We start from the raw sequence: 21,687 nt of genomic DNA on the forward strand, positions 1-21,687 counted from the left end.
GCTAAAAATGGCAACGAGTTATAAAACTAGTCATTTTACCCGTTTATCTATAATAAAATGCACTTGGTCTAAAACATTTTAGCATGTTTTAATTAATTATTCTATTTGTTCAACAAAACAAAACAACCCAGAACCGCAAAATAAAAAAGACATGAAAAAGTTATCAAACGTTTCGCCATTTATCCTTTTATTAGTTCCAGTATTTATGATGTTCGTATTGGCATTTGCCACTTCAACCATCAGTGCTAGCCAAACTGAAGAAGTAGTTGTAGTAAAAACTACCCCATCAAACAATTTAGTTAAAGCTACCACAGCAATCTTAAAATAAAATGAGTACACTAGCTATAGAAACCGTAGGATTAACCTATAACTTCGGGACACAAACCGTAGTTAAAAATTTATCGCTACAAGTGCCAACTGGAAGTATTTATGGGTTTCTAGGGCCAAATGGCGCTGGGAAAACAACCACCATAAAAATTTTGCTAAATCTGTTAAAGTCGCCTAGCGACCAGGTTTTCATTTTTGGAAACGACATTAACACCAATCGCATTGCCAGTTTAAAACGGATGGGTGCCTTAGTAGAACAGCCTGCTATTTATGGTCACCTAACGGGAAAAGAAAATTTGGTTAATCGCTGTTTACTTTTGGGCATCAAAAAAAGTAAAGCTGCCGAAATGCTGAATTTGGTTGGATTAACCGATGCAGCCGATAAAAAAGCGGGCAAATATTCTTTAGGCATGAAGCAACGTTTAGGTATTGCGCTTGCTTTGGTATCCGATCCAGAATTGTTATTGTTAGACGAGCCCACTAATGGCTTAGATCCAAACGGCATTATCGAAATAAGAAATTTGATGATCGAATTAGCTACTAAGCACAATAAAACCATTTTAGTATCGAGCCATTTGTTGGCCGAAATTGAACGTACGGCTACGCATGTGGGCATCATCAATAAAGGTGAGCTTTTGTTTCAAGGTACGATAGACGATTTGCATAACTTATCTAAACCTACCATCAAGTTAGAAATAGACGATGTTGAAAAAGCAACAGCGCTATTAACAGAAACTACCGAAATCCTTCACCAAAAAGGAAATACTATTACGCTAGCTTTTAATAGCAAAGATGATATCGCTAATCTTAACTCCATATTGGTTGCAAATGGCGTAAAAGTTTACGCTATTGGAACCGAAAGAAAAGACCTCGAAAATTTATTCTTAGACATTACTTCAAAAAAATAATATCATGCGCTCATTATTTGTTTCTTTAACTTCAGAATTTTATAAATCGAGAAAAACACTTGCCTTTTGGAGTGCCATATTATTGCCTTTAGTAATTTGTGTACTTATGAGTTGGGGCTTCATCAATCAAGCCACTAAATTAGCGAACGACCCGGCTATGGTATTATGGTTCAGGTACATTTCTGCAATTTTAGGGGTAATGGGGGTTTTGCTATTACCAATTTTGGTGATCTATAACACCTATGCCATTACCAATATGGAATACAAAGGAGATACCTGGAAAAGTTTGTTCTCTTTACCTCTCCCTAAGCTTTCGATTTATACCAGTAAATATATATACATTGTATTCCTAACGTTTTTAACCATGTGTCTCTTTGCGGTGTTCATTATTGGATCTGGACATGTGATTCAATTAATAAAACCGCAATTAGAATTTGGCGATTACAACCCAAACACCATTATCATTAAAGTTTTTGGAAAACTATTTTTATCATCTATCGGCATTATTTCTATCCAGTTTTTAATGAATTTAATGTGGAATGATTTCTTAAAACCCTTCGGAATAGGATTTTTAATGACCATCATGGGGATTATCACGGCTAGTGTAAACTGGAAATATGTAGATTATTTACCATATGCCTATCCAAATTTAACGGTTACGAAAATTATGGCCACCAAAGGTGACATCAGTAAAATGATAATATTTGATCAAGGGATTTACAATAGCTTAATTTACGGAGTAGTAGTTTTTGTAATTGGTTACTTCTTGGTCGCTAAAAAGACGATAAAATAAACTTGAACTTATTAAACACCAAAAATGGAAAGTTCGGTTGCGAATTGAGCGAGTAAAACGTTAAGAGAGTTAAGGCTTATTATCCTTAATTAACAAAATTCTATTGTTGTTATTTGAATTTCTATCATATAAACCATCAGTTATTTGAATTAATTAAGCTAACCACAACTTTAACCATTATTTCTTTCTCGTCTGATTTACTTTCTGCAATCATTAACGTTAATGCAACAAGCGCATTATCGGCTATCCTTTTTATACCTTGGGGTTTGATAAATTACGATTGGTTTTTGTTCCATATTGGAGAAAAGAGATTGCTTTATACTAATTGGCCGCAAACAAATGTGGGAAATACAAAATTGTTAGTCGGAGTTTATCCGGAAAATAACGGGTAAGTAGTTAACCTTCGCCAGCTACCATAAGCTATTATAACTTTGTAAACATAGGAGAAACGGAGATATTACACAGACAACTACGAATTGGTTTTGCCACTAAGACCTTGCCAGTACCCTCTGTGAAAGCCCCTCTGTGCACTCTGTGGTAAAAAAATTTATCTCCCCGGTTTCGGGATAATCACCAAACTTTCATGCCCCGCTTCATCAACTGATTGAACGCCAAAAAAGTAATTATCTTTTGAATAACCTAACGTTGCCGACGTTTCTTTCACAAAAAATTTACGCTCCCACACGGCGCTACTGGTTTCACGCATAAGCACATAATAGCCTGCCGGTGTTTTTCCTTTTGGTGCCTCCCATTTTAAAGCCGTTTTATTGGTGAGTCCAGAAGTTTGCACCACCACATTTTCGGGCTCTTGACAAGACCATGCTAAGTTGGCCATGACTGACAAATTCATTCTAGTTACTTTTTGCAAATAGGTATAATCTACATACTCGGGCAAATCCCCGAACTTAAAGCCATTTTCAGTTCGTACATCTTGGTGCTGACGGTTAAAATCTTCATTCATTTCGGTAATGCGCACTGCCGTAAAGCCTGCAGAAGAAAATGGAGTATGATCGCCCCCTCTTAAATAGCGATCTCTTCGGTAAATTAATTTAACATCGAGCTGATCTACATAGCGTTCTGCTACCTCCTTAATGTAACGTGCAGCCTGACGAGCCTGGCCATCGTTTTCTGCACCTGTTGCCCCCCCTTCACTAAACACACGTACGCTCTTATTATCTTTCAGATCCGTTTCCATTCCGTACGAATTACCTACAATATCGTTATTCATCAACAAATGAACATTCCATCCTTCTTCTTTTGCACGTTTGGCCAAATTAGTAGCACCATATAAACCTTGTTCTTCGCCCACCATGGCTACAAAAACAAGAGTGGCGCTAAACTTTTGCTTACTCATTATCCGACACATTTCCATTACTGCGGCTACGCCTGATGCATCATCATTAGCCCCAGGTGCAAAATCCTTAATGTTCATCACATTCGTAACTCGGGAATCGTAATGGCCCGAAAGCATTAGCATTCTTTTATCGGAAGGATCTGTTCCAGGTAAAATTGCAATTACATTTTTAAGTATAACGGGGGCCGTTATTCGTCGCCCATCAGCAGGTTGCATAAAGGTGTCGTAGCTTACTTGCAATCTTCCGCCACTGCTGGCGCCGTACTTTTCAAACTCAGATTTTATCCAAGTTCTTGCCGCTCCAATGCCTGTGGTTTTGCTAAGTGTATCGCTTAACGTATGACGCGTTTGAAAAGAAACGAGTTTTCTGATCACAGCTTCCAAATTCGTTGCCGAAACTTCGCTCAGCATAGTGCTGATATTGGAATCTTTGACCTCGGTTTTCTGTGCAAATAGGTTAAATCCCAAAAAAAGTGACGAAAAAAATAAAACGGTGGTGAATTTTCGTTTAATCATAAAGACATGTGTAAAAATATGAATAGAAAGGTACAACTATTTAGCAATACCTGTAAATTCACCAACAACAACGTTACTTAACTAAAACTAAAAAACTAATTAATTATGAATAAACATTTTACTTTTAGCGCATTGGCCATAGGCTTATGCTTTTCTGCTTTTGCACAAGAGCCCGTAAATTCGGCAGCTGTACAAAAAATCAGAACCGAGGGCTTAGAGAAATCTAAAGCCATGGATATTGCTTATCACATTACTGATGTATCTGGACCACGTTTATCGAATTCTCCGGGCTTAAAAAGAGCACAAGATTGGGCAGTGAAATACTTTAACGAAATCGGACTTAAAAATGTGCATCTAGAAGCTTGGGGCGAATTTGGTAAAGGATGGCAAGTTGATAAATATTATGCAGCAACTACGCTTCCTTATTATCACGCTATGATTGCCTCACCAAAAGCATGGACCCCTGGAACTAAAGGCCCAATTAAATCGGAAGTAATTTTGATTAAAGCGGATACCATTACCGATTTAGCAAAATATAAAGGAAAACTGGCAGGTAAAATTGTAATGATCGAATCGGCTTTAACACAGCCTTTAAAAAATTCATATACTGCTGATGTTGTACGTTATGATGACGCTGCATTATACAGAATGGATACCACAACCTTAAGAGCCGGAGGAGGTGGTCGTTTTGGGGGCAGACCAGGTGCTGCTGGCAATGGTGCAAATCAAAGGGCAATGATGTTAAGATTAGGTGCGGTAAGAGCTGCAATTGATAGTATGTTATTGGCCGAAAAAATTGGCTTAAGAATTACAATGGCAAGTAGAGGAAGTTATGGTACATTCTTTACTAGCAATGGTGCATCATACCGTTTAGATGCTAAACCGGTTAATCCAGAATTAGAAATGGCTCCAGAAGATTATTTACACATGTTGCGTTTATTAAGAGGTGGTGAGAAAGTAGAAGTAGAGGCTGATATAAAAACTTCATTTTATGACAAAGACCCTAAAGGATATAATGTAATTGGAGAAATACCAGGAACAGACCCTACCCTAAAAAGTGAAATTGTAATGTTAGGTGGCCACTACGATTCGTGGCATTCGGGAACGGGAGCAACGGATAATGCTGCAGGTTCTACCGTGATGATCGAGGCGATGCGGATTTTAAAAGCAATAGACTTTAAACCGAAACGAACCATCCGTATTGCGTTATGGAGTTCAGAAGAACAGGGTTTATTTGGATCGAGAGGCTATGTTGCTGAACATTTTGGCACCCCGCCATCACAAGCTACACCAGCGTTTAATGGTCGCCCAGCAAGCCCGGCAAAAGAGCTTGTGGTAAAACCAGAACATGAGAAATTAAGTGCATATTACAACTTAGATAACGGCACAGGAACCATTCGTGGCGTATATTTGCAAAGCAATCCAGCAGTTAGAGATATTTTTAAAGCTTGGTTAGCTCCTTTTGAAGATTTAGGTGCGAAAACAATTAATGTTGGAAACACGGGGGGTACCGATCACCAATCGTTTGATGCGATGAGTTTACCAGGCTTCCAATTTATTCAAGACCCGATGGATTACAATACCCGTACACACCACTCGAACATGGATACATTTGATCGTTTGGTAGAAGATGATTTGAAAAAATCTGCAACCATTGTAGCTTCTTTCGTATATCATACTTCAGAACGCGCAGAAAAATTACCACGCAAGCCAATGCCGGTAATGCCAGCTCCACGTCCAGGAAATTAACATTTAGATTTACGAAGGTTAGATTTTTTACGTTTTTCCTTTTCATAAACCAGCCCAGTGAGTTTAACTTACTGGGCTTCTTTTATACTTTAAAAAAAAGGTAATTTTACGGTAATAATTAGGGTAATTTTACGGTACACGATAGTTAGCGATTTAACGAATTTTAGCATTAACAAATCCTATCATTTAATTAAAACGCGTATCATGGAAAAATTAAGATCAACCGAAAAAAGTGTATTATTGAACATTCCATTTTTGGAAGCTAAAGAAATGGTAAATAATTACATCGATACTATTGGTAGAGATGAGCAGGGGCAATTGAACAATACCGTTTCTGTTTGGTTTAGCCTCGAACAGTTAAATGATATTACAGATTTGCTAAATGCTGAGCGAGAGGCAAGCTCCCAGCAAACACCAAATGAGGTAACTGATGGTTTAAGAATCTATTTCGCCAATTATGGCGATACTCCTCCAGAAGGACATGAGAACTATGCAGATAAAAATACAGTGGTATTAATTTCAACACATAGTGTAGAAGGCCGTCCTGAAAAACATAACGACTATTTTCAAAATATTGAAGTAGAAGTTAGAACTGAACCCTTTAATCGAGGAGGGCTTTGTCCACCCGAAAGCGGATGCGATTGTTCAAGTGATATTTTTAATGATGAAAATCTACCCCTATGTGAATTTCCATGACCCATATCATAAACATTCTTATTGAGATGAGTTGTTTGACTGCTTCGTTGTTCTTTTTGAGGAGCGATGGCACAAAATTTTCTTACCTTACGGTAAGCTACTTAACCATTGTATGTATTACTGAAATTCTTGGATTGCTGTATGTTAATTCCTTCCACAAATCGAACGCATGGATCTACAATATTTTTATCCTTTTCGAAGCTACTTATATTTCTTATGGACTATATGTAGCTTTAAAACCATTAATTTCTAATGCCATCGTTATTTGTGGTTTTGCCCTAACTATATTCTATGTTAACTATATTTTTGAAATTTTCAGGCACAGTTTCTTGAAATTTCAGACTTTAAGCATAACTATAGTGTCAGTACTATTCGTATTTATTAGTTTAATTTATTTTTATTTACTTATTAAGCAAAAAGACCCTATTAACTTAAAAATCCACCCTCAATTTTGGTGGATTACAGCAGTATTATTTTATTATTTCGGAAGCACCATTTACAATCTATTTATTCACTTTTTATATCAACATTTTCCAAAATCTTATGCCGTTTTAATTTATATTATGCTTGGTTTAAACTTACTACTTTATAGCATTTGGATTTATTCTTTTATATGCAATTCTCGTCAACGGAAATTATTGTCATCATTCTCCTAGCCACTTTTATTTTTTTGCTGGCACCGCTATTTCTTTTAATTTATATTAAGGAATACAATTCTTTAAAAGCAAAAGACTTGGAAGAAAAGCATAATATGGAATTAAAATTTGAAGCTGAAATTTTAAAAACACAAATTGAAGTACAAGAACAAACCATGCAAACTATTGCAACTGATCTTCACGACAACATTGGGCAGTTATTAAGTTTAACCACATTAACATTAAGTTCTATTAAGTTAAATGAGGCAGAAAAATCTGAAAAAAAGATAAATAATTCGTTAAGTTTACTTCACCAATCCATTAAAGAGCTACGCGATTTGGCGAGGCTGTTACAAGGCGAGCAATTGGTAGGAATTGGCTTGGGAGAAGCTATTAAGCAAGAGTTAGATCGGTTAAGAAGCGTTAGTGGTTACAAGCTTATAGTTAAAAATCAATTATTAACTAGTGAAGTTTCATCGCCAACGAAAGATCTCATTATATTACGCCTACTCCAAGAAATTATCAATAACATTATCAAACATGCAAGAGCTACCCAGGTAAACATTAGCACTTCGTTAATGAAGGAAATACTTTATTTGCACATAGCCGAAAATGGTGTTGGGTTTAATTACGAAGAAATAAAACACCAGAAAAGAGGAATTGGACTCTATTCCATCCACAAACGCATTGAAATGATTGATGGAAAAATAGAAATAGATTCGAAACCAACCCAAGGCACATTAATTACCATCGAAATCCCTTATCCCTAGGTTATGCTCCACAAAAAAACAGCCATCGCTATTGTCGATGACCATACTTTATTCCGTTCGGGATTAGCAAACTTATTAGAAGAGTTTGATGAAATTGAGGTGGTTTTTGAAGCCGTACACGGATTAGATTTTCAAGAGAAATTAAACTCCTATAGCCCTGTTAAAGTAGTATTAATGGACATCAGCATGCCCATTATGGATGGTTATACAACTACAAGGTGGTTAAAAACAAATCATCCAGACATCAATATTTTAGCACTAAGCATGTTCGAAGATGAAAAAGCAATTATCGAAATGCTTAAAGCTGGAGCAGGTGGTTATTTGCTTAAAGAATCGAAACCATCAGACTTGCTAATGGCCATCCAAACCATAAAAGAAAAAGGATTTTACATTAACGACCTTGTATCGGGCAGGTTATTGTCTTCTATTAAAAAAGACCCTATTAAAATCGTATTCACAGAAAAAGAACTCACCTTTCTGCAGCTTTGCAGTACTGAATTTACCTATAAGGAAATTGCTATTCAAATGAACGTTAGTCCACGAACAGTAGATAATTATCGAGAATCCCTGTTCGCTAAGCTTCATATTAAATCGAGAACGGGCTTAGTGGTTTATGGGATAAAGAATGGGTTGATCAGAATATAGAGCTAATCTAACTCGAACTCCTCATGAAGAGCCGGAATCGAAATATGACTAAATCCTTTATTCCTTAATTGTTGTGCAAATTTTTGTTGAACCTCATACTCTCCATGTACCAAAAACAAACGTTTAACCTTCGCAGGATCTTGGCAAGATAAAAACCTTAACAGGTCTTCATAATCACCATGTGCACTCATCGAGCGAATAGATTGCACTTCGGCTTTAACTTCATAATCATCCCGAAAAATTTCTACCACTTTTTGCCCTCCAATCAATTGCCCACCTAAAGAAGAAGGTTCACAGTAACCCACCATCAAAATGGTATTTTTCGAATTGCTGATGTTATTTTTGATATGATGCCTAACCCGGCCCCCTTCGGCCATACCTGAAGAGGATATAATTACACATGGACGAGGGTCGGCATTTAGGGCCTTTGATTCCTCTGTACTTTCAATAAATTTTAATCCTTTAAAAGCAAAAATATCATGGTCAACCGCCAACACTTTCATTACATTATGGTTATAGACTTCGGTATGGCTTTTCAGTACCGCAGTAGCTTGGGCGGAGAGCGGGCTATCTACATAATAATTTAAGTCGGGTAGTTGATGCTTTAATTCCAATCCGTTTAGCGCATATAAAAGTTCTTGCGTTCGCCCAACGCTAAATGCAGGGATGATTACTTTACCATTTTTAACTTTACAGGTGTGATTTATAATTTCGAGCAGTCTCTTTTCGATAGGTTCTAAATCCTTGTGCAACGAATCGCCATAGGTAGATTCGAGCAAGATATAATCAGCCTGGTTAAACACTGCGGGGCTTCTAAGTAGCATATCACCATAGCGCCCAACATCGCCACTAAACGTTAATTTTGTTTCCTTACCGTTTTCTCTAAGCGTTAAATGTACTGCCGCGCTCCCCAAAATATGCCCTGCATCAGTAAATTTCAAAACAATATCTTCGCTTATCCGATAATTTTCTTCATAAGCCACAACCTTCATCAATCCCATTGCTTTAATCGCATCTTGATCAGTATACAATGGTTTCTCCTCTTCTTCACCTGGGCGTAAGTGTCTATTAGCAAATTCACTATCCTGCATTTGTATCTTAGCCGAATCGAGCATTAAAATTCTCGCTAAATCCATGGTAGCTGGCGTACAATAAATAGAGCCATTAAACCCTTCAGCTACAAAACGAGGCAATAAACCACAATGGTCGATGTGCGCATGAGAAAGCACAACATAATTTACCGTAGAGGGGTGAAAGCCGAAATGTTCATTTAATCCATCTGTAATTCGGCCCATTCCTTGGAATAAACCACAATCTAAAAGAATTTGAGTGCCATTTGCTAAGGTTACCAGATGCTTGCTTCCTGTAACCGTTTGAGCCGCACCATGAAAGGCTATTTTCATATGTAGATAATATTGTTTTTAATTGTCATATGGAATACGCCATGTATCTTCATTTGTGTTTGTGCGTTTCGGCACATGGCTATTTCATATTAAAAATTGACGTTTGAAAATAAATGAAAAAAAATTATGTAAACTAAAATATTAGTTTTAGATTTATATTAATTATTTGTTTAAATTACTCAAATAATAACACCCAATTCTATAAAAACGCTCAATTAATATAAAAAACAACAATTATCATGGAAATTAAAGATTTAACAAAGGCAGAGGAACAAATCATGCAAATTGTATGGCAACTAGAAAACTCGTTCGTAAAAGAGGTAATGGATTATTTGCCTGAACCGAAACCCGCCTACAATACCGTTTCAACCATTATCAGAATACTCGAGGTTAAAGGTTTTATCGGTCACGAAGCATTTGGCAAAGCCCATAAGTATCATCCACTGATTAGCCGCGAAGAATATAAGCGTCATGCAACTGAGAAATTATTAGGAAATTATTTCGAGAACTCCGTAGAAAGCATGTTCTCCTTTTTCGTTAAAGAAGAAAAGCTTGATTTAAGCGATGTGGATGAAATTTTAAAAATGATCAATAAATTCAAAAACAGACCAAAATGAGTTGGGCGCATTATTTGCTACAGGTAAACATTTACCTGATTGTATTTTTCTGCTTTTATAAACTGTTATTGGATAGAGAAACTTATTTTATCTTAAACAGAATATATTTGATTGCATCTGGTGTGCTATCCTTAGCTATCCCCTTTTTGCGCTTCGAGTGGTTAACTACTCAACCCGTTTCGCAACAAGTATATCTCGGTGTTGATCAAATAAGTGGTTTTGTATCTCAGGCAAGTGTAATTCATCCTAGTGCAGAGAAATTTAACTGGGGTAATTTAATTGTAGCAATATATGCGTGTGGTATTTTATTTTTTATCTGTCGATTTATTTATCAGTTAATTGCAGTTCGAAAAATGTTTTATAATGTAAGTAAAGGTGCAGCATTTTCATTTCTTAACAGGAAAGCAATAGCAGATGATGTACCCGAACCTGAAACTATCGACCTTCATGAAGAAATTCACATTAAACAAAAACACACAATTGACGTGCTCTTTTTTGAGTTCTTAGCCATATTTACATGGTTCAATCCAATTATTTACGCTTACAAATACACAGTTAAAAACATCCACGAGTTCTTGGCCGATGAAGCAGCAGCAAAATTTCAGGGGGATAAGGAAATGTATTCTCTATTGCTATTAAGTCAGGCCTTTGGCACTAGGCCGAGTACCTTAACCAATGGTTTTTTTACCAAATCGTTAATCAAGAAAAGGATATTTATGTTGCACAAGCAACGTTCTAAAAAAACCGCCATCTTAAAGTATGGTTTGTTCGTTCCCCTATTTGCATTAACCCTTATTTTATCATCAGCCACTATTCGTAAAAATGATAATTTAATTGCTGTTTCCGAACAAATTCCGCTTAACAATATTAAGACTGTTGTAAGTGAAACCATTGAGGCGCCGTTACGAATTACAGCTCTTGAAATTGCTCCAACAACCTTTGATGCGACTGCATTTGGCACTACAAAAAGCTATTCAACTCACAAAAAATGGGATAATTTCTACAGATTTTTATCCAATAATATAATGTACCCAAAAGATGCGATCGATCATCAAATTCAGGGGAACGTACGTGTTAATTTCGATATAGAAGCGGGTAAAATTAATAAAGTAGATGTTGTTGGCTCTTTGGGCCACGGTACTGAGCAAGAGGTAAAGCAGAGCATTTTAGCTTTTACTAAAGACTTACCTGCTGAAGATGGAAATTATAGTTTCGTTACTGCTTTCAAGTCAAATCAGCTTAGTAGTAAGGAAGAAGCTATGGCCAATGAAGCACCTAATGGATACAATGAGCTTCCAAAAATTACGATTTCCAGCTATCCAGTTTCGGCGGTGCCAAAAAATGATAATGTAGATGATAATACCATTTATGACCATATTTCGGTAATTAACCCACCAACATATCCTGGAGGAATTGCAAAATTATATGCTTTTCTAGGCAATACCATTAGATATCCTATAACCGCATCCGAAAATAACATACAAGGAACGCTTTATATTGCTTTCACAGTAGAAAAAGATGGCGCGTTAAACGACGTTAAAATTGAAGGCAGAAAGCTTGGATATGGACTTGAAGATGAGGCCATTCGCGTAGTTAAAATGAGTAAAAAATGGAATCCCGGCATGCAAAATGGTAAACCCGTTCGTGTTAAATATAACATTCCTATAAAATTTACCATGCCAGCAGAAACGGCGAAAATAAAAGCAGCTGGAAATAAAGCTAACATCAGTGTTGCTGCCACTTCGGTTACTTTAAAAGAAAAAAATTCTACTGAACGAGCAAAGCCAATCTATATCATTAATGGTAAGAAAGAAGCTGAATTTGCTTTTAATAATTTGAAAGCTGCAACAGTTATGAGTGTAGAAATTCTTAAAGATGCCAGCGCAATTGCGCTTTATGGAAAAGAAGCTGAAAATGGCGCCATATTAATTACCACTAAATAAACCAAATAATTTATGAAACGACTTACATTCCTATCGTTAACTGCATTGATGTTTTGCATTACCACAGGTGTTAATGCACAAATCAAGAGTAGTACACCAGAGAAACCGATAGCGATTAACGTTGAAGGTGCTAAATCTTTCGGTAAAGAACCGCTTTATGTGGTAGATGGAAAAGTGGTAGGCGTTACGCTTAGCGGTTTAAGTCCTGACCAAATCGAATCCTTAACCGTTCTTAAAGATGCCTCAGCTTTTGAACAGTACGGAAAAGAAGGCGGCAACGGTGTAATTTTAATTACAACTAAAAATAAGCCCGAAGAAAAAATCGATTTAAACAATATAATCATTCGAGGAAATGGCGTCTATGGCAAAAAGCCCCTAATGGTTTTAAATGGAGAAATACTTGATCAAACTGGCATCAATGAATTAGATCCAAATAAAATTCAATCTGTAACCGTTCTTAAAGATGCTTCGGCCATAGCCTTATACGGGAAAGGGGCAGAAAATGGTGTAATTGTAATTGTTACCAAGAAAGAAACGCCCGCAATAATTAAAAACTAGTACGCTAAACTAAAACCTAAAAAAGATGAAATTAAAAATTTTCTCATCGCTACTAGCGGTGTTACTGCTCAACGTATGCGTTAGCAAAACCAATGCACAAGACAACAAAGTATACGATCATGTATCCTTAAAAAACCCGCCTACATACCCAGGCGGCATTCAGAAATTTTATGAATTTTTTGGATCCAATTTGAAGTACCCCAAGTCTGCAGTCGAAAATAACATACAGGGAACCGTATACATAACGTTTGTGATCGAAAAAGATGGTTCTTTAACTGGTATAAAGCCTGAAGGTAGAAAGTTAGGATATGGAATAGAAAACGAAGCCATTCGGGTACTTACATTAGCTAAAAAGTGGAATCCCGGAATGGTTGCAAGCAAACCAATTCGGACACAATTCAATTTGCCCTTAAAGTTTACTATCCCCAATAAGAAGCCAAATGTAAAAACTGCCACAGCCACAGCCAAAGCAACGCCCGCCCGTGTAGAACCTAATACGGTATACGACCAGGTCGCTATGGAAACACCACCAACCTATCCGGGTGGGATTGCAGCATTGTATAAGTTTTTAAGCAGCAACATGGTATATCCAAAAGCTGCAGCAGAGGCTAAAGTGAAAGGAACAACCTATGTGACCTTCACTATCGAAAAAGACGGTTCACTTACAGATATTAAAGCGGAAGGAAGAAAATTAGGCTCTGGATTAGATGAAGAAGCAATAAGAGTAGTTAAATTGTCTAAAAAGTGGAATCCTGGCCTAATTAACGGGATGCCTGTTCGCGTTAAATACAATATCCCTGTTAAATTTACGATGTAATTAAGGCTCGATTACTACTCAAAAACAAGGCAAATAGCCTGTGAAGTCCTGAAATAGGTTGACTATTTTCTGATTTTCAAATTTGATGAAAAACCTTGAACAAACTAACACTTGTTCAGGGTTTTTTTATAAGTTTTCAGTTCTACCTCCTGTTGCCCATGCATCTGTATCGGAGTCAGCATTTTGCAGCTCAGATGTGGCCTCAGACTATTATAGATGGCTATGCTCTGTTTGGCCAGTACCTTTGCTTCAGAAAGATTGTTCAGTACATCTCCGAGTCCGAATTCGCTCTTCAGTATACCATTGATGCGTTCTGCAGTCGCATTTTCATACGGATCGCCATTTTCTGTCATACTTATCATTATGCCATTCCTTTCAAGTTCATCCACATATATCCTGCTGCAGTACTGTAGTCCACGGTCTGAATGATGTATAAGCGGATGGTCATATCTGCGATTCCCCAAAGCCATTCTTAGTGCCCTGAGCGTAGATTTCGATTCCATATCGCCACAAAGTTCATAGCCCATTATCTGTTTTGAATACGCATCGGTTACAAGGTGAAGATAGCTGTTGCCGTCCTGCGTCGTATCTACATAGGTGATGTCGGAAACCCAAAGCTGTTCCGGACGTGTAAGTTTCAGGTTTGCCGTTAGGTTTGGATACTTGCGCATCCAGTGGCGGGAATTGGTGGTCTTGGTATACTTTTTCCGTTTGAATATCAGCAGCCCCTGCTCCCTTAGAAGATGGAACAATCGGTCTCTGCCAATACCTATATCCGATCTCAGCAGATAATGCAGCTTTCTGCTGCCAATCTTTGGCATCAGGCGTCTGACCAACAGTACCCTTCTCCTCACTTCCAGTTCCGTTGATTGCGATTTAAGATGTTGCTGTCTATGTTTGAAATAAGCTTGTTTGCTAAAGCCAAACAATGCACAAAACATACTCACTTTTCTGGAGTAGGTCTTGGCAAGCTCGTCAATTGTTTGGCTACGTCTTTTTTTAGGATGCTTATCCCTTCCTCTTTTTCGGCGATGGAGATCAGCTTTTGGTAGGCCAGTACCTTCAGCTTTTCTTCTGCCAGTTGTTTTTCGAGTTCTTTGATACGCTGCTTCTGTGGATCTTTCATCGGTCTGCCCAAGCTGCCTTTTTTCGGGTAGTGCAATTTACCATACTTCCGGCACCATTCCAAAACCCGGCTGTTGCCTCCAATGCCATATTTCAACTGTATCTCATCCTTGTTCAAAAGCCCGCTCTCGTAATCCTGGACTACCGCTTTTTTGAAACTCTCACTGTACTTGGGATTGGGGACAGTGATCTTCACCCTAACTTCCTGTATTTTCATATCGTTGACTTTTAATTGGTCAACTTTTTTCAGGACGGGACAGCCTTACAAAAAAGCCCTACCAAAATGGTCGGGCTTTTTTGTTTAATGTCTCCTCTGTCTCGGACATTTAAATCTAGTGATTTAATAGTTTAAAAACAAATTATTCAGTTCAATAGTTCATTTGTTAACATCATGACTAATGAGCGAATACCAATGAACCAACTACCCTTCTTCCTCACTAACAAATTTCGCCGAGTAATAATCTCTATTCATCCTGGCAATATTTTCAAGTGAAATTCCCTTTGGACATTCAGCCTCGCAAGCACCCGTGTTGGTACAGTTCCCGAAACCTTCGGCATCCATTTGTGCAACCATATTCTGTACACGTTTATAACGTTCAGGTTGGCCCTGAGGCAATAAAGCTAATTGCGAAATTTTTGCCGAAACAAACAACATCGCTGAAGCATTCTTACACGTGGCAACGCAAGCACCACAACCAATGCATGCAGCAGCCTCAAACGCAGCATCGGCTTGTGCTTTTGGTATAGGAAGGTTGTTCGCATCTTGTGCATTGCCTGTATTTACCGAAATAAAGCCTCCAGCCGCGATAACACGGTCGAACGCCGACCTATCTACAGTTAAATCTTTAATTACCGGGAAAGCCTTTGCTCTCCATGGCTCCACTACAATGGTATCACCATCTTTAAACGAGCGCATATGAAGCTGACAAGTGGTAACCGCATCTTTGGGACCATGTGGGCGGCCATTGATAAACATCGAGCACATACCGCAGATTCCCTCACGACAATCGTGATCAAATACAATAGGGTCGTCACCTTTGGTAATCAAATCTTCATTTAAAACATCAAACATTTCTAAAAAAGACATATCTGGTGAAATGTTAGACACTTTATAGTCTACCATTGCTCCTTTAGCTTGGGTGTTTTTCTGACGCCAAACTTTTAGCGTTAAATTCATGTTTCCTGTACTCATTTTTTTTAGTATTGAGTATGGAGTATTGAGTATGGAGATTAGCAGTAAATCCCTGTACGCATTACACCTTACTATTTATATCTTTTGCGCATTAATTTCGATTAAATTGAGATATTGCTATTGAATTCGTCTCAATACTCATATCTCAATACGCTATACCAGCGCCCTTCTATTTATAACTTCTTTGTGCGATTTTTATATTTTCAAACTTCAGCTCTTCCTTATGAAGTTCAAACGTTCCATCTCCTTTATTTTCCCATGCAGCTACGTAAGCGTAATTTTCATCATCACGTAAGGCCTCTCCCTCTTCGGTTTGATATTCTTCACGGAAGTGACCGCCACAACTTTCGTTACGGTTTAAAGCATCGATGCACATTAATTCGCCCAACTCGATAAAATCGGCTACACGGCCAGCTTTTTCTAATTCTGGATTGTATTCGTTTGCTTCTCCCGGAACACGTACATCGCTCCAGAAGTCCTTTTTCAATTGTTGAATTTCTGCGATAGCAGATTTTAATCCATCCGCATTACGTGCCATTCCACATTTATCCCACATAATTAAACCCAATTTTTTGTGGAAATGATCTACGGATTTAGTACCCTTAATACCGATTAATGTATCTAATATACCTTTTGCCTTGGCTTCTGCTTCAGCAAATGCTGGATGATCTGTTGGGATTGCTTTTACCGAAATTTCTTTTGATAAATAAGCACCGATAGTATATGGCAATACAAAATAACCATCTGCCAAACCCTGCATTAGCGCCGATGCGCCTAAACGGTTTGCACCGTGATCGGAGAAGTTTGCCTCTCCAGCACAATAAAGGCCTGGAACGGTAGTCATCAAGTTATAATCTACCCATAAACCACCCATGGTATAGTGAACCGCCGGGTAAATACGCATTGGGGTTTCATAAGGATTTTCGCCCGTAATCTGTGCATACATATCGAATAGGTTACCATATTTTTCTTTCACTACTTCAGTACCCAAACGCATGCACGTTTCTTTGTCGGGGTTGTGAATACCTGCTTTAGAAGCTTCGATTTTACCATAACGTTCGGTATTGGCTTTAAAGTCGAGGTATACAGCCAATTTTGATGTACCTACTCCATAACCTGCGTCGCAACGCTCTTTAGCTGCACGAGAAGCTACGTCACGCGGGACTAAGTTACCGAAAGCAGGATAGCGACGCTCTAAATAATAATCTCTTTCGTCTTCAGGAATTTCTGAAGCCTTACGGCTATCGTCTTTCTTTTTAGGCACCCAAATTCTTCCATCGTTACGTAACGACTCAGACATTAAGGTTAATTTAGACTGATGATCTCCCGAAACCGGGATACAGGTTGGGTGAATTTGTGTATAGCAGGGATTTGCAAAAAATGCACCTTGCTTATTGGCTTTCCATGCAGCAGTAACATTGCTTCCCATGGCATTGGTAGATAGGTAAAATACGTTCCCATAGCCACCTGTTCCTAAAACTACAGCGTGGCCAAAGTGGCGCTCCAATTCGCCTGTGATTAAATTACGGGCAATGATACCACGTGCTTTTCCATCAATCTTAACAACCTCAAGCATTTCGTGACGGGTAAACATTTCTACCTTACCCATTCCTATTTGGCGCTCAAGAGCAGAATATGCACCTAAAAGTAATTGCTGGCCAGTTTGACCAGCTGCATAAAATGTACGTTGAACCTGAGTACCACCAAAGGAACGGTTATCTAATAAGCCACCGTATTCACGTGCCAATGGAACACCTTGAGCAACGCATTGATCAATAATGTTTGCACTTACCTCGGCTAAACGATGAACATTTGCTTCGCGTGCACGGTAATCGCCACCCTTAATGGTATCATAAAATAAACGATAAGTACTATCGCCATCGTTCTGATAGTTTTTTGCAGCATTGATACCACCCTGTGCAGCAATGGAATGCGCTCTACGAGGTGAATCTTGAAAACAGAAGCACTTTACTTTATAGCCCATTTCGGCCAATGTAGCAGCGGCTGATGCTCCAGCTAAACCAGAACCTACTATAATTACTTCTAAACTTCTTTTGTTAGAAGGATTAACCAAAGGCACAGACGATTTAAATTTCGTCCATTTATGGGTTAATTCTCCTTCAGGTATATTTGAATTTAATGCTGACATTATCTTTAGCTTTATTCGTTCAAAAATTATTTTAAAGACCTAAGTAGATCCAAACTGGCATTGCGGCAAAGATTAAAGGGATAAGGATGGAGAACCAAACGCCTACTGCTTTAATAATTGGGGTATATTTTTTATGATTCCAACCTAAGGTTTGAAAAGCAGAAGCAAAACCATGTAATAAATGGTAGGCTAGTGATATCATCGAAAGCACATAAAGTACTACAAACCAAATGTTACTAAAGGTGCCTTTCATTACTGCATATAGATCTTCATGCCCTGCGGCATCAGTTGTTGGGATACCGGTAAAGCGAGAAACCGTCCAGAATTGCGAAAGATGTACAATTAAGAAAATTAGCAATAAGGTTCCTAAGAGGCCCATCGACCTTGAATACCATTTACTGTTGGCATTGCCATTGTTGTAGGCATATTTTTGTGGTCTAGCCGCTTGATTTTCGAAAGTTAATCGTGCGCCTTGTACAATGTGCAGTAATAAACCCGCCATTAACACGACTTCCATCGCCCGGATGATCCAATTAGTGGCCATAAAATGAGCGCCTTCATTAAAAAGTACGCCCGTATTATCAAAAAATACAAAGGAGTTTAAAAAACAATGTACCACTAAAAAAGAGATTAGAAAAAGGCCCGTGATGCCCATTATTAGTTTTTTTCCTATGGATGAGGAAAAAGCGTTTGCAATACTACCCATTAGCTTTTATTTTTTTATTCAGTTGGTACAAAAGTATTTAAAATATGATTCAAAATAAGAATACGAAATACAAAATCATCAGAAAGTGGTTATTTAGAAACATTCTAAAAAAATTGCATGTTTTCAGCTGTTCGGCGCAAGATTGGGCGCATAAAAAAACCCCGATTTTACATCAGGGTTCCTATTAACAAGTTTAAAATTTTAATTAAAAGAGAACGTATAAGAACCGTTTTCACCAACTCCAGTGATTGTAGTTTTACCATTCCCAGAAACAGTGATTGCTTTTTCTACATCGGCAGCACTATTTACTGGCTTACCATTTATCTGTGTAATTAGCAAGCCTTTTTTTACGTCGAAATAATCGAACATCTTACCAGGTTCTACATTGGTTACCACCACACCATTTGTTACCTTATATTTTGATTTCAATTCTGCTGATGCTGGCGCAAAGCTCGCACCAAGCTTAGCTACTGTAGTTCCTGTAGGCACTACTGCCATTTTTTTAGATGAGGCCAAACTAACACTACTTTCTGGCTTAAGCGTAACCACAACGTTTTTTAATGACCCGTCGGTTTTTAAAACACTTAAAGCTACCTTATCGCCAGGGCGTAGGCGACCTATTTTCTCTTGTAAATCAGGGGAATCATAAATTGCTATACCTTCTACTTTTTTGATAATATCGCCCTCTTTAATGCCTACCGATGCTGCAGCTCCATTTGGAGAAACACCGTTTACATATAAACCATTAATCTCTTTTGTTTTGTACTTATCTGCAACATCAGCATCTAAAGGCTCAAAAGTAACACCAATATAACCGCGTTTTACCCCACCATATTGCTTAAAGTCTTCCAAGATTTTCTTAGCAAGATTTACCGGAATAGCAAACCCATAGCCTTCATTTCTTCCGGTTTGCGAAGCAATTGCAGAGTTAATACCGATAAGCTCTCCATTGGCGTTAACCAATGCTCCTCCACTATTCCCTGGATTAATCGCAGCGTCGGTTTGAATGAATGCTTCTATAGATGTATTTGCAGGACGCTCAGGTTTTACTCCAGTACGTTGCATCTCCATCCATTCTTCGCGCGTCATTCCTTGATTTTGTCGATCTAAAATTCCAATACTACGTGCTTTTGCACTTACAATACCGGCCGTTACGGTGGTTTGCAAATCTAATGGGAAACCTACTGCAAGCACCCATTCGCCAATCTGTACATTATCAGAATTACCCATTTTAACAAAAGGCAAACCAGTTTCTTCAATTTTAATTAAAGCCAAATCAGTATTTGCATCTTTCCCAATTACCTTTGCCAGCACTTTACGTCTGTTCGCTAATACAACCTCGATTTTATCAGCATTATCAACTACGTGATTATTGGTAACGATATAGCCATCTGATGTTAAAATTACGCCTGAACCTGAAGCTGCCCTCGGAACACTACTTCTTCGTCCACCGCCACCAAAAAAGTCGAACAAATCTTCGAACCCGCCACCAGCTTGTTCATTGTCTACCGTTTTAGTTCCATAGGTAGTTTTAATATGTACCACTGCTGGCGAAACTGCTGCCGCTGCCTGTACAAAATCTACCGATCCTGTTGATGACACTTTAATTGGGTTATTAGCAAACATCATATTTTGCTTTTCGGTTAAAGAAAAGCTATCGTTGTTGCGCTCTAATAGTTTATAAGCGCCAATTGCAACTGCACCCCCTAAGAATGCAGTAAACACCATTAATCCTATTTTTTTCATATGTTAATATTTGTTTTTTAATTGTATTCAAGCTATCATAATCTGTGGTTACTCTTTTAAAAGATTATAATCGCCTTCAAGTTTTTATTATTCTATACCTTTACGAAAGATTTACTCAAATTTAATACCATATAAACGATATTTGTATACTTAGTATATCTGATTTTGTGTTAAAAAATGTTAAATCAAAAATAGCTCATAAAAATGAAGAATTCATGAACATGCAATTTTATAAATACCAAGGTGCAGGAAACGATTTTATTTTGATTGACCATCGTATGAGCAATTTAAAAACAATCGACAATAATCTCATAAAACAGCTTTGCGATCGCAGATTTGGCATTGGGGCCGATGGATTAATGTTTTTGCTAAAGCATGATAAATTTGATTTTGAAATGGTGTATTACAATGCCGATGGAAATCTGGGCAGTATGTGCGGAAACGGTGGGCGTTGTATCGTAGCTTTTGCAAAGTATCTAGGAATAATTGACAGTGAAGCTAATTTTTTGGCAGTCGACGGGCCACATTATGCCAAAATTTCAGCAGAAGGGAATTGGGTAGATCTACAAATGATTAACGTGAATCAAATTAATAAAGATGGAAATGCTTACGTTTTAAATACCGGTTCGCCACATTATGTAGAAGAAGTGGTGGGTTTAAAAGAGCTTGATGTCTACACAGCAGGGAAAAACATCCGAAATAACGAAACCTATAAAGAAAGAGGAATCAACGTTAACTTTGTAGAAGATAAAGGCGACCATTTATTTGTGCGCACGTTTGAGCGCGGTGTAGAAGATGAAACGTATGCGTGTGGAACTGGAGTTACCGCTGTTGCCATAGCAATGGCCAAGCACTTGCATAAAACAGGGCATATCGAAACGGCAATTGAAGTTTTGGGTGGCAACATCAATATTAAATTTGATTATGATGGGGCATCATTTACCAATATCTTTTTATGCGGCCCGGCGGAGAAAGTTTTTGAAGGGAAGTTGTAAAAGTAGTTGACCGCTATGGATCGGGCATTAAGGTGCTTCGTCT

At 37.9% G+C, this 21,687-nt stretch carries 19 protein-coding genes; 12 read left to right on the plus strand and 7 right to left on the minus strand.

The window, feature by feature from the left end; translation table 11 throughout:
- Nucleotides 1-151: 151 nt before the first annotated feature.
- The 3 genes from WG904_RS03715 to WG904_RS03725 are packed head-to-tail and all read left to right on the plus strand — an operon-like array spanning nucleotide 152 to nucleotide 2,028.
- A complete protein-coding gene (locus WG904_RS03715) occupies nucleotides 152-328 on the plus strand; it encodes a hypothetical protein (RefSeq protein WP_339577941.1) in 177 nt (58 codons plus the stop codon).
- Nucleotide 329: 1 nt separating this feature from the next.
- On the plus strand, nucleotides 330-1,235 hold the full coding sequence (locus WG904_RS03720; protein ID WP_339577942.1) for an ABC transporter ATP-binding protein: 906 nt from the start codon (nucleotides 330-332) through the stop codon (nucleotides 1,233-1,235).
- Nucleotides 1,236-1,239: 4 nt separating this feature from the next.
- Entirely contained in the window at nucleotides 1,240-2,028 is a 789-nt protein-coding gene (locus WG904_RS03725; RefSeq protein WP_339577943.1) for an ABC transporter permease, read from the plus strand.
- A 547-nt stretch (nucleotides 2,029-2,575) separates the two neighbouring features.
- Here WG904_RS03725 and WG904_RS03730 read toward each other — a convergent pair.
- On the minus strand, nucleotides 2,576-3,898 hold the full coding sequence (locus tag WG904_RS03730; protein ID WP_339577944.1) for a M20/M25/M40 family metallo-hydrolase: 1,323 nt from the start codon (nucleotides 3,896-3,898) through the stop codon (nucleotides 2,576-2,578).
- A gap of 105 nt (nucleotides 3,899-4,003) precedes the next feature.
- Between WG904_RS03730 and WG904_RS03735 the strand changes: the two genes are divergently transcribed.
- The 4 genes from WG904_RS03735 to WG904_RS03750 all read left to right on the plus strand — a co-directional run bounded on the left by WG904_RS03735 (nucleotide 4,004) and on the right by WG904_RS03750 (nucleotide 8,393).
- Entirely contained in the window at nucleotides 4,004-5,647 is a 1,644-nt protein-coding gene (locus WG904_RS03735) for a M28 family metallopeptidase (protein ID WP_339577945.1), read from the plus strand.
- A gap of 204 nt (nucleotides 5,648-5,851) precedes the next feature.
- Nucleotides 5,852-6,343 carry a hypothetical protein gene (locus WG904_RS03740; RefSeq protein WP_339577946.1) on the plus strand — a complete coding sequence of 164 codons (492 nt, stop codon included), beginning with the start codon at nucleotides 5,852-5,854 and terminating at the stop codon, nucleotides 6,341-6,343.
- Between the two features lie 751 nt (nucleotides 6,344-7,094).
- Complete coding sequence (locus WG904_RS03745; RefSeq protein WP_339577947.1) at nucleotides 7,095-7,748, plus strand: sensor histidine kinase; 654 nt, start codon at nucleotides 7,095-7,097, stop codon at nucleotides 7,746-7,748.
- A 3-nt stretch (nucleotides 7,749-7,751) separates the two neighbouring features.
- Nucleotides 7,752-8,393: a response regulator gene (locus WG904_RS03750; RefSeq protein ID WP_339577948.1), complete on the plus strand. Its 642-nt coding sequence runs from the start codon at nucleotides 7,752-7,754 to the stop codon at nucleotides 8,391-8,393.
- 2 nt (nucleotides 8,394-8,395) lie between these two features.
- On the opposite strand, the gene WG904_RS03755 is transcribed toward WG904_RS03750, so the two are convergent.
- Nucleotides 8,396-9,796: an MBL fold metallo-hydrolase RNA specificity domain-containing protein gene (locus WG904_RS03755; protein WP_339577949.1), complete on the minus strand. Its 1,401-nt coding sequence runs from the start codon at nucleotides 9,794-9,796 to the stop codon at nucleotides 8,396-8,398.
- Between the two features lie 239 nt (nucleotides 9,797-10,035).
- Here WG904_RS03755 and WG904_RS03760 point away from each other — a divergent pair, with 239 nt between their 5' ends.
- The 4 genes from WG904_RS03760 to WG904_RS03775 are packed head-to-tail and all read left to right on the plus strand — an operon-like array spanning nucleotide 10,036 to nucleotide 13,731.
- Nucleotides 10,036-10,413 carry a BlaI/MecI/CopY family transcriptional regulator gene (locus WG904_RS03760; RefSeq protein ID WP_339577950.1) on the plus strand — a complete coding sequence of 126 codons (378 nt, stop codon included), beginning with the start codon at nucleotides 10,036-10,038 and terminating at the stop codon, nucleotides 10,411-10,413.
- Nucleotides 10,410-12,356: a TonB family protein gene (locus WG904_RS03765; RefSeq protein WP_339577951.1), complete on the plus strand. Its 1,947-nt coding sequence runs from the start codon at nucleotides 10,410-10,412 to the stop codon at nucleotides 12,354-12,356. The genes WG904_RS03760 and WG904_RS03765 overlap by 4 nt, the downstream gene beginning before the upstream one ends.
- 12 nt (nucleotides 12,357-12,368) lie before the next feature.
- Nucleotides 12,369-12,914 carry a TonB-dependent receptor plug domain-containing protein gene (locus WG904_RS03770; RefSeq protein ID WP_339577952.1) on the plus strand — a complete coding sequence of 182 codons (546 nt, stop codon included), beginning with the start codon at nucleotides 12,369-12,371 and terminating at the stop codon, nucleotides 12,912-12,914.
- A gap of 25 nt (nucleotides 12,915-12,939) precedes the next feature.
- Nucleotides 12,940-13,731: an energy transducer TonB gene (locus WG904_RS03775; RefSeq protein ID WP_339577953.1), complete on the plus strand. Its 792-nt coding sequence runs from the start codon at nucleotides 12,940-12,942 to the stop codon at nucleotides 13,729-13,731.
- Nucleotides 13,732-13,835: 104 nt separating this feature from the next.
- Here WG904_RS03775 and WG904_RS03780 read toward each other — a convergent pair whose 3' ends face one another.
- The 5 genes from WG904_RS03780 to WG904_RS03800 form a co-directional block, all read right to left on the minus strand.
- Nucleotides 13,836-14,894: an IS3 family transposase gene (locus WG904_RS03780; protein ID WP_339578609.1), complete on the minus strand. Its 1,059-nt coding sequence runs from the start codon at nucleotides 14,892-14,894 to the stop codon at nucleotides 13,836-13,838.
- Between the two features lie 383 nt (nucleotides 14,895-15,277).
- The gene (locus tag WG904_RS03785) at nucleotides 15,278-16,048 is read right to left on the minus strand and encodes a succinate dehydrogenase/fumarate reductase iron-sulfur subunit (RefSeq protein ID WP_339577954.1); all 771 of its coding nucleotides are present in this window, start codon (nucleotides 16,046-16,048) and stop codon (nucleotides 15,278-15,280) included.
- A gap of 169 nt (nucleotides 16,049-16,217) precedes the next feature.
- Nucleotides 16,218-18,197: a fumarate reductase/succinate dehydrogenase flavoprotein subunit gene (locus WG904_RS03790; RefSeq protein ID WP_339577955.1), complete on the minus strand. Its 1,980-nt coding sequence runs from the start codon at nucleotides 18,195-18,197 to the stop codon at nucleotides 16,218-16,220.
- Between the two features lie 31 nt (nucleotides 18,198-18,228).
- Nucleotides 18,229-18,903: a succinate dehydrogenase cytochrome b subunit gene (locus tag WG904_RS03795; protein WP_339577956.1), complete on the minus strand. Its 675-nt coding sequence runs from the start codon at nucleotides 18,901-18,903 to the stop codon at nucleotides 18,229-18,231.
- A gap of 201 nt (nucleotides 18,904-19,104) precedes the next feature.
- A complete protein-coding gene (locus WG904_RS03800; RefSeq protein WP_339577957.1) occupies nucleotides 19,105-20,649 on the minus strand; it encodes a S1C family serine protease in 1,545 nt (514 codons plus the stop codon).
- Between the two features lie 215 nt (nucleotides 20,650-20,864).
- Between WG904_RS03800 and dapF the strand changes: the two genes are divergently transcribed.
- Nucleotides 20,865-21,644, plus strand: a complete 780-nt coding sequence (gene dapF / locus WG904_RS03805) for a diaminopimelate epimerase (RefSeq protein ID WP_339577958.1) — start codon at nucleotides 20,865-20,867, stop codon at nucleotides 21,642-21,644.
- Nucleotides 21,645-21,687 lie beyond the last annotated feature (43 nt).

The organism is Pedobacter anseongensis (assembly GCF_037482965.1).
GTDB classification, from domain to species: Bacteria; Bacteroidota; Bacteroidia; order Sphingobacteriales; family Sphingobacteriaceae; genus Pedobacter; species Pedobacter anseongensis.

Excerpts from the sequence above, each read along its gene's own strand:
- WG904_RS03770 (WP_339577952.1), top strand. The coding sequence starts at position 12,369 with ATGAAACGACTTACATTCCTATCGTTAACTGCATTGATGTTTTGCATT.
- WG904_RS03800 (WP_339577957.1), bottom strand. The coding sequence starts at position 20,649 with ATGAAAAAAATAGGATTAATGGTGTTTACTGCATTCTTAGGGGGTGCA.
- WG904_RS03725 (WP_339577943.1), top strand. The coding sequence starts at position 1,240 with ATGCGCTCATTATTTGTTTCTTTAACTTCAGAATTTTATAAATCGAGA.
- WG904_RS03775 (WP_339577953.1), top strand. The coding sequence starts at position 12,940 with ATGAAATTAAAAATTTTCTCATCGCTACTAGCGGTGTTACTGCTCAAC.
- WG904_RS03720 (WP_339577942.1), top strand. The coding sequence starts at position 330 with ATGAGTACACTAGCTATAGAAACCGTAGGATTAACCTATAACTTCGGG.
- WG904_RS03730 (WP_339577944.1), bottom strand. The coding sequence starts at position 3,898 with ATGATTAAACGAAAATTCACCACCGTTTTATTTTTTTCGTCACTTTTT.
- dapF (WP_339577958.1), top strand. The coding sequence starts at position 20,865 with ATGAACATGCAATTTTATAAATACCAAGGTGCAGGAAACGATTTTATT.
- WG904_RS03745 (WP_339577947.1), top strand. The coding sequence starts at position 7,095 with ATGGAATTAAAATTTGAAGCTGAAATTTTAAAAACACAAATTGAAGTA.
- WG904_RS03740 (WP_339577946.1), top strand. The coding sequence starts at position 5,852 with ATGGAAAAATTAAGATCAACCGAAAAAAGTGTATTATTGAACATTCCA.
- WG904_RS03755 (WP_339577949.1), bottom strand. The coding sequence starts at position 9,796 with ATGAAAATAGCCTTTCATGGTGCGGCTCAAACGGTTACAGGAAGCAAG.
- WG904_RS03765 (WP_339577951.1), top strand. The coding sequence starts at position 10,410 with ATGAGTTGGGCGCATTATTTGCTACAGGTAAACATTTACCTGATTGTA.
- WG904_RS03750 (WP_339577948.1), top strand. The coding sequence starts at position 7,752 with ATGCTCCACAAAAAAACAGCCATCGCTATTGTCGATGACCATACTTTA.
- WG904_RS03735 (WP_339577945.1), top strand. The coding sequence starts at position 4,004 with ATGAATAAACATTTTACTTTTAGCGCATTGGCCATAGGCTTATGCTTT.
- WG904_RS03795 (WP_339577956.1), bottom strand. The coding sequence starts at position 18,903 with ATGGGTAGTATTGCAAACGCTTTTTCCTCATCCATAGGAAAAAAACTA.
- WG904_RS03785 (WP_339577954.1), bottom strand. The coding sequence starts at position 16,048 with ATGAGTACAGGAAACATGAATTTAACGCTAAAAGTTTGGCGTCAGAAA.
- WG904_RS03715 (WP_339577941.1), top strand. The coding sequence starts at position 152 with ATGAAAAAGTTATCAAACGTTTCGCCATTTATCCTTTTATTAGTTCCA.
- WG904_RS03790 (WP_339577955.1), bottom strand. The coding sequence starts at position 18,197 with ATGTCAGCATTAAATTCAAATATACCTGAAGGAGAATTAACCCATAAA.
- WG904_RS03760 (WP_339577950.1), top strand. The coding sequence starts at position 10,036 with ATGGAAATTAAAGATTTAACAAAGGCAGAGGAACAAATCATGCAAATT.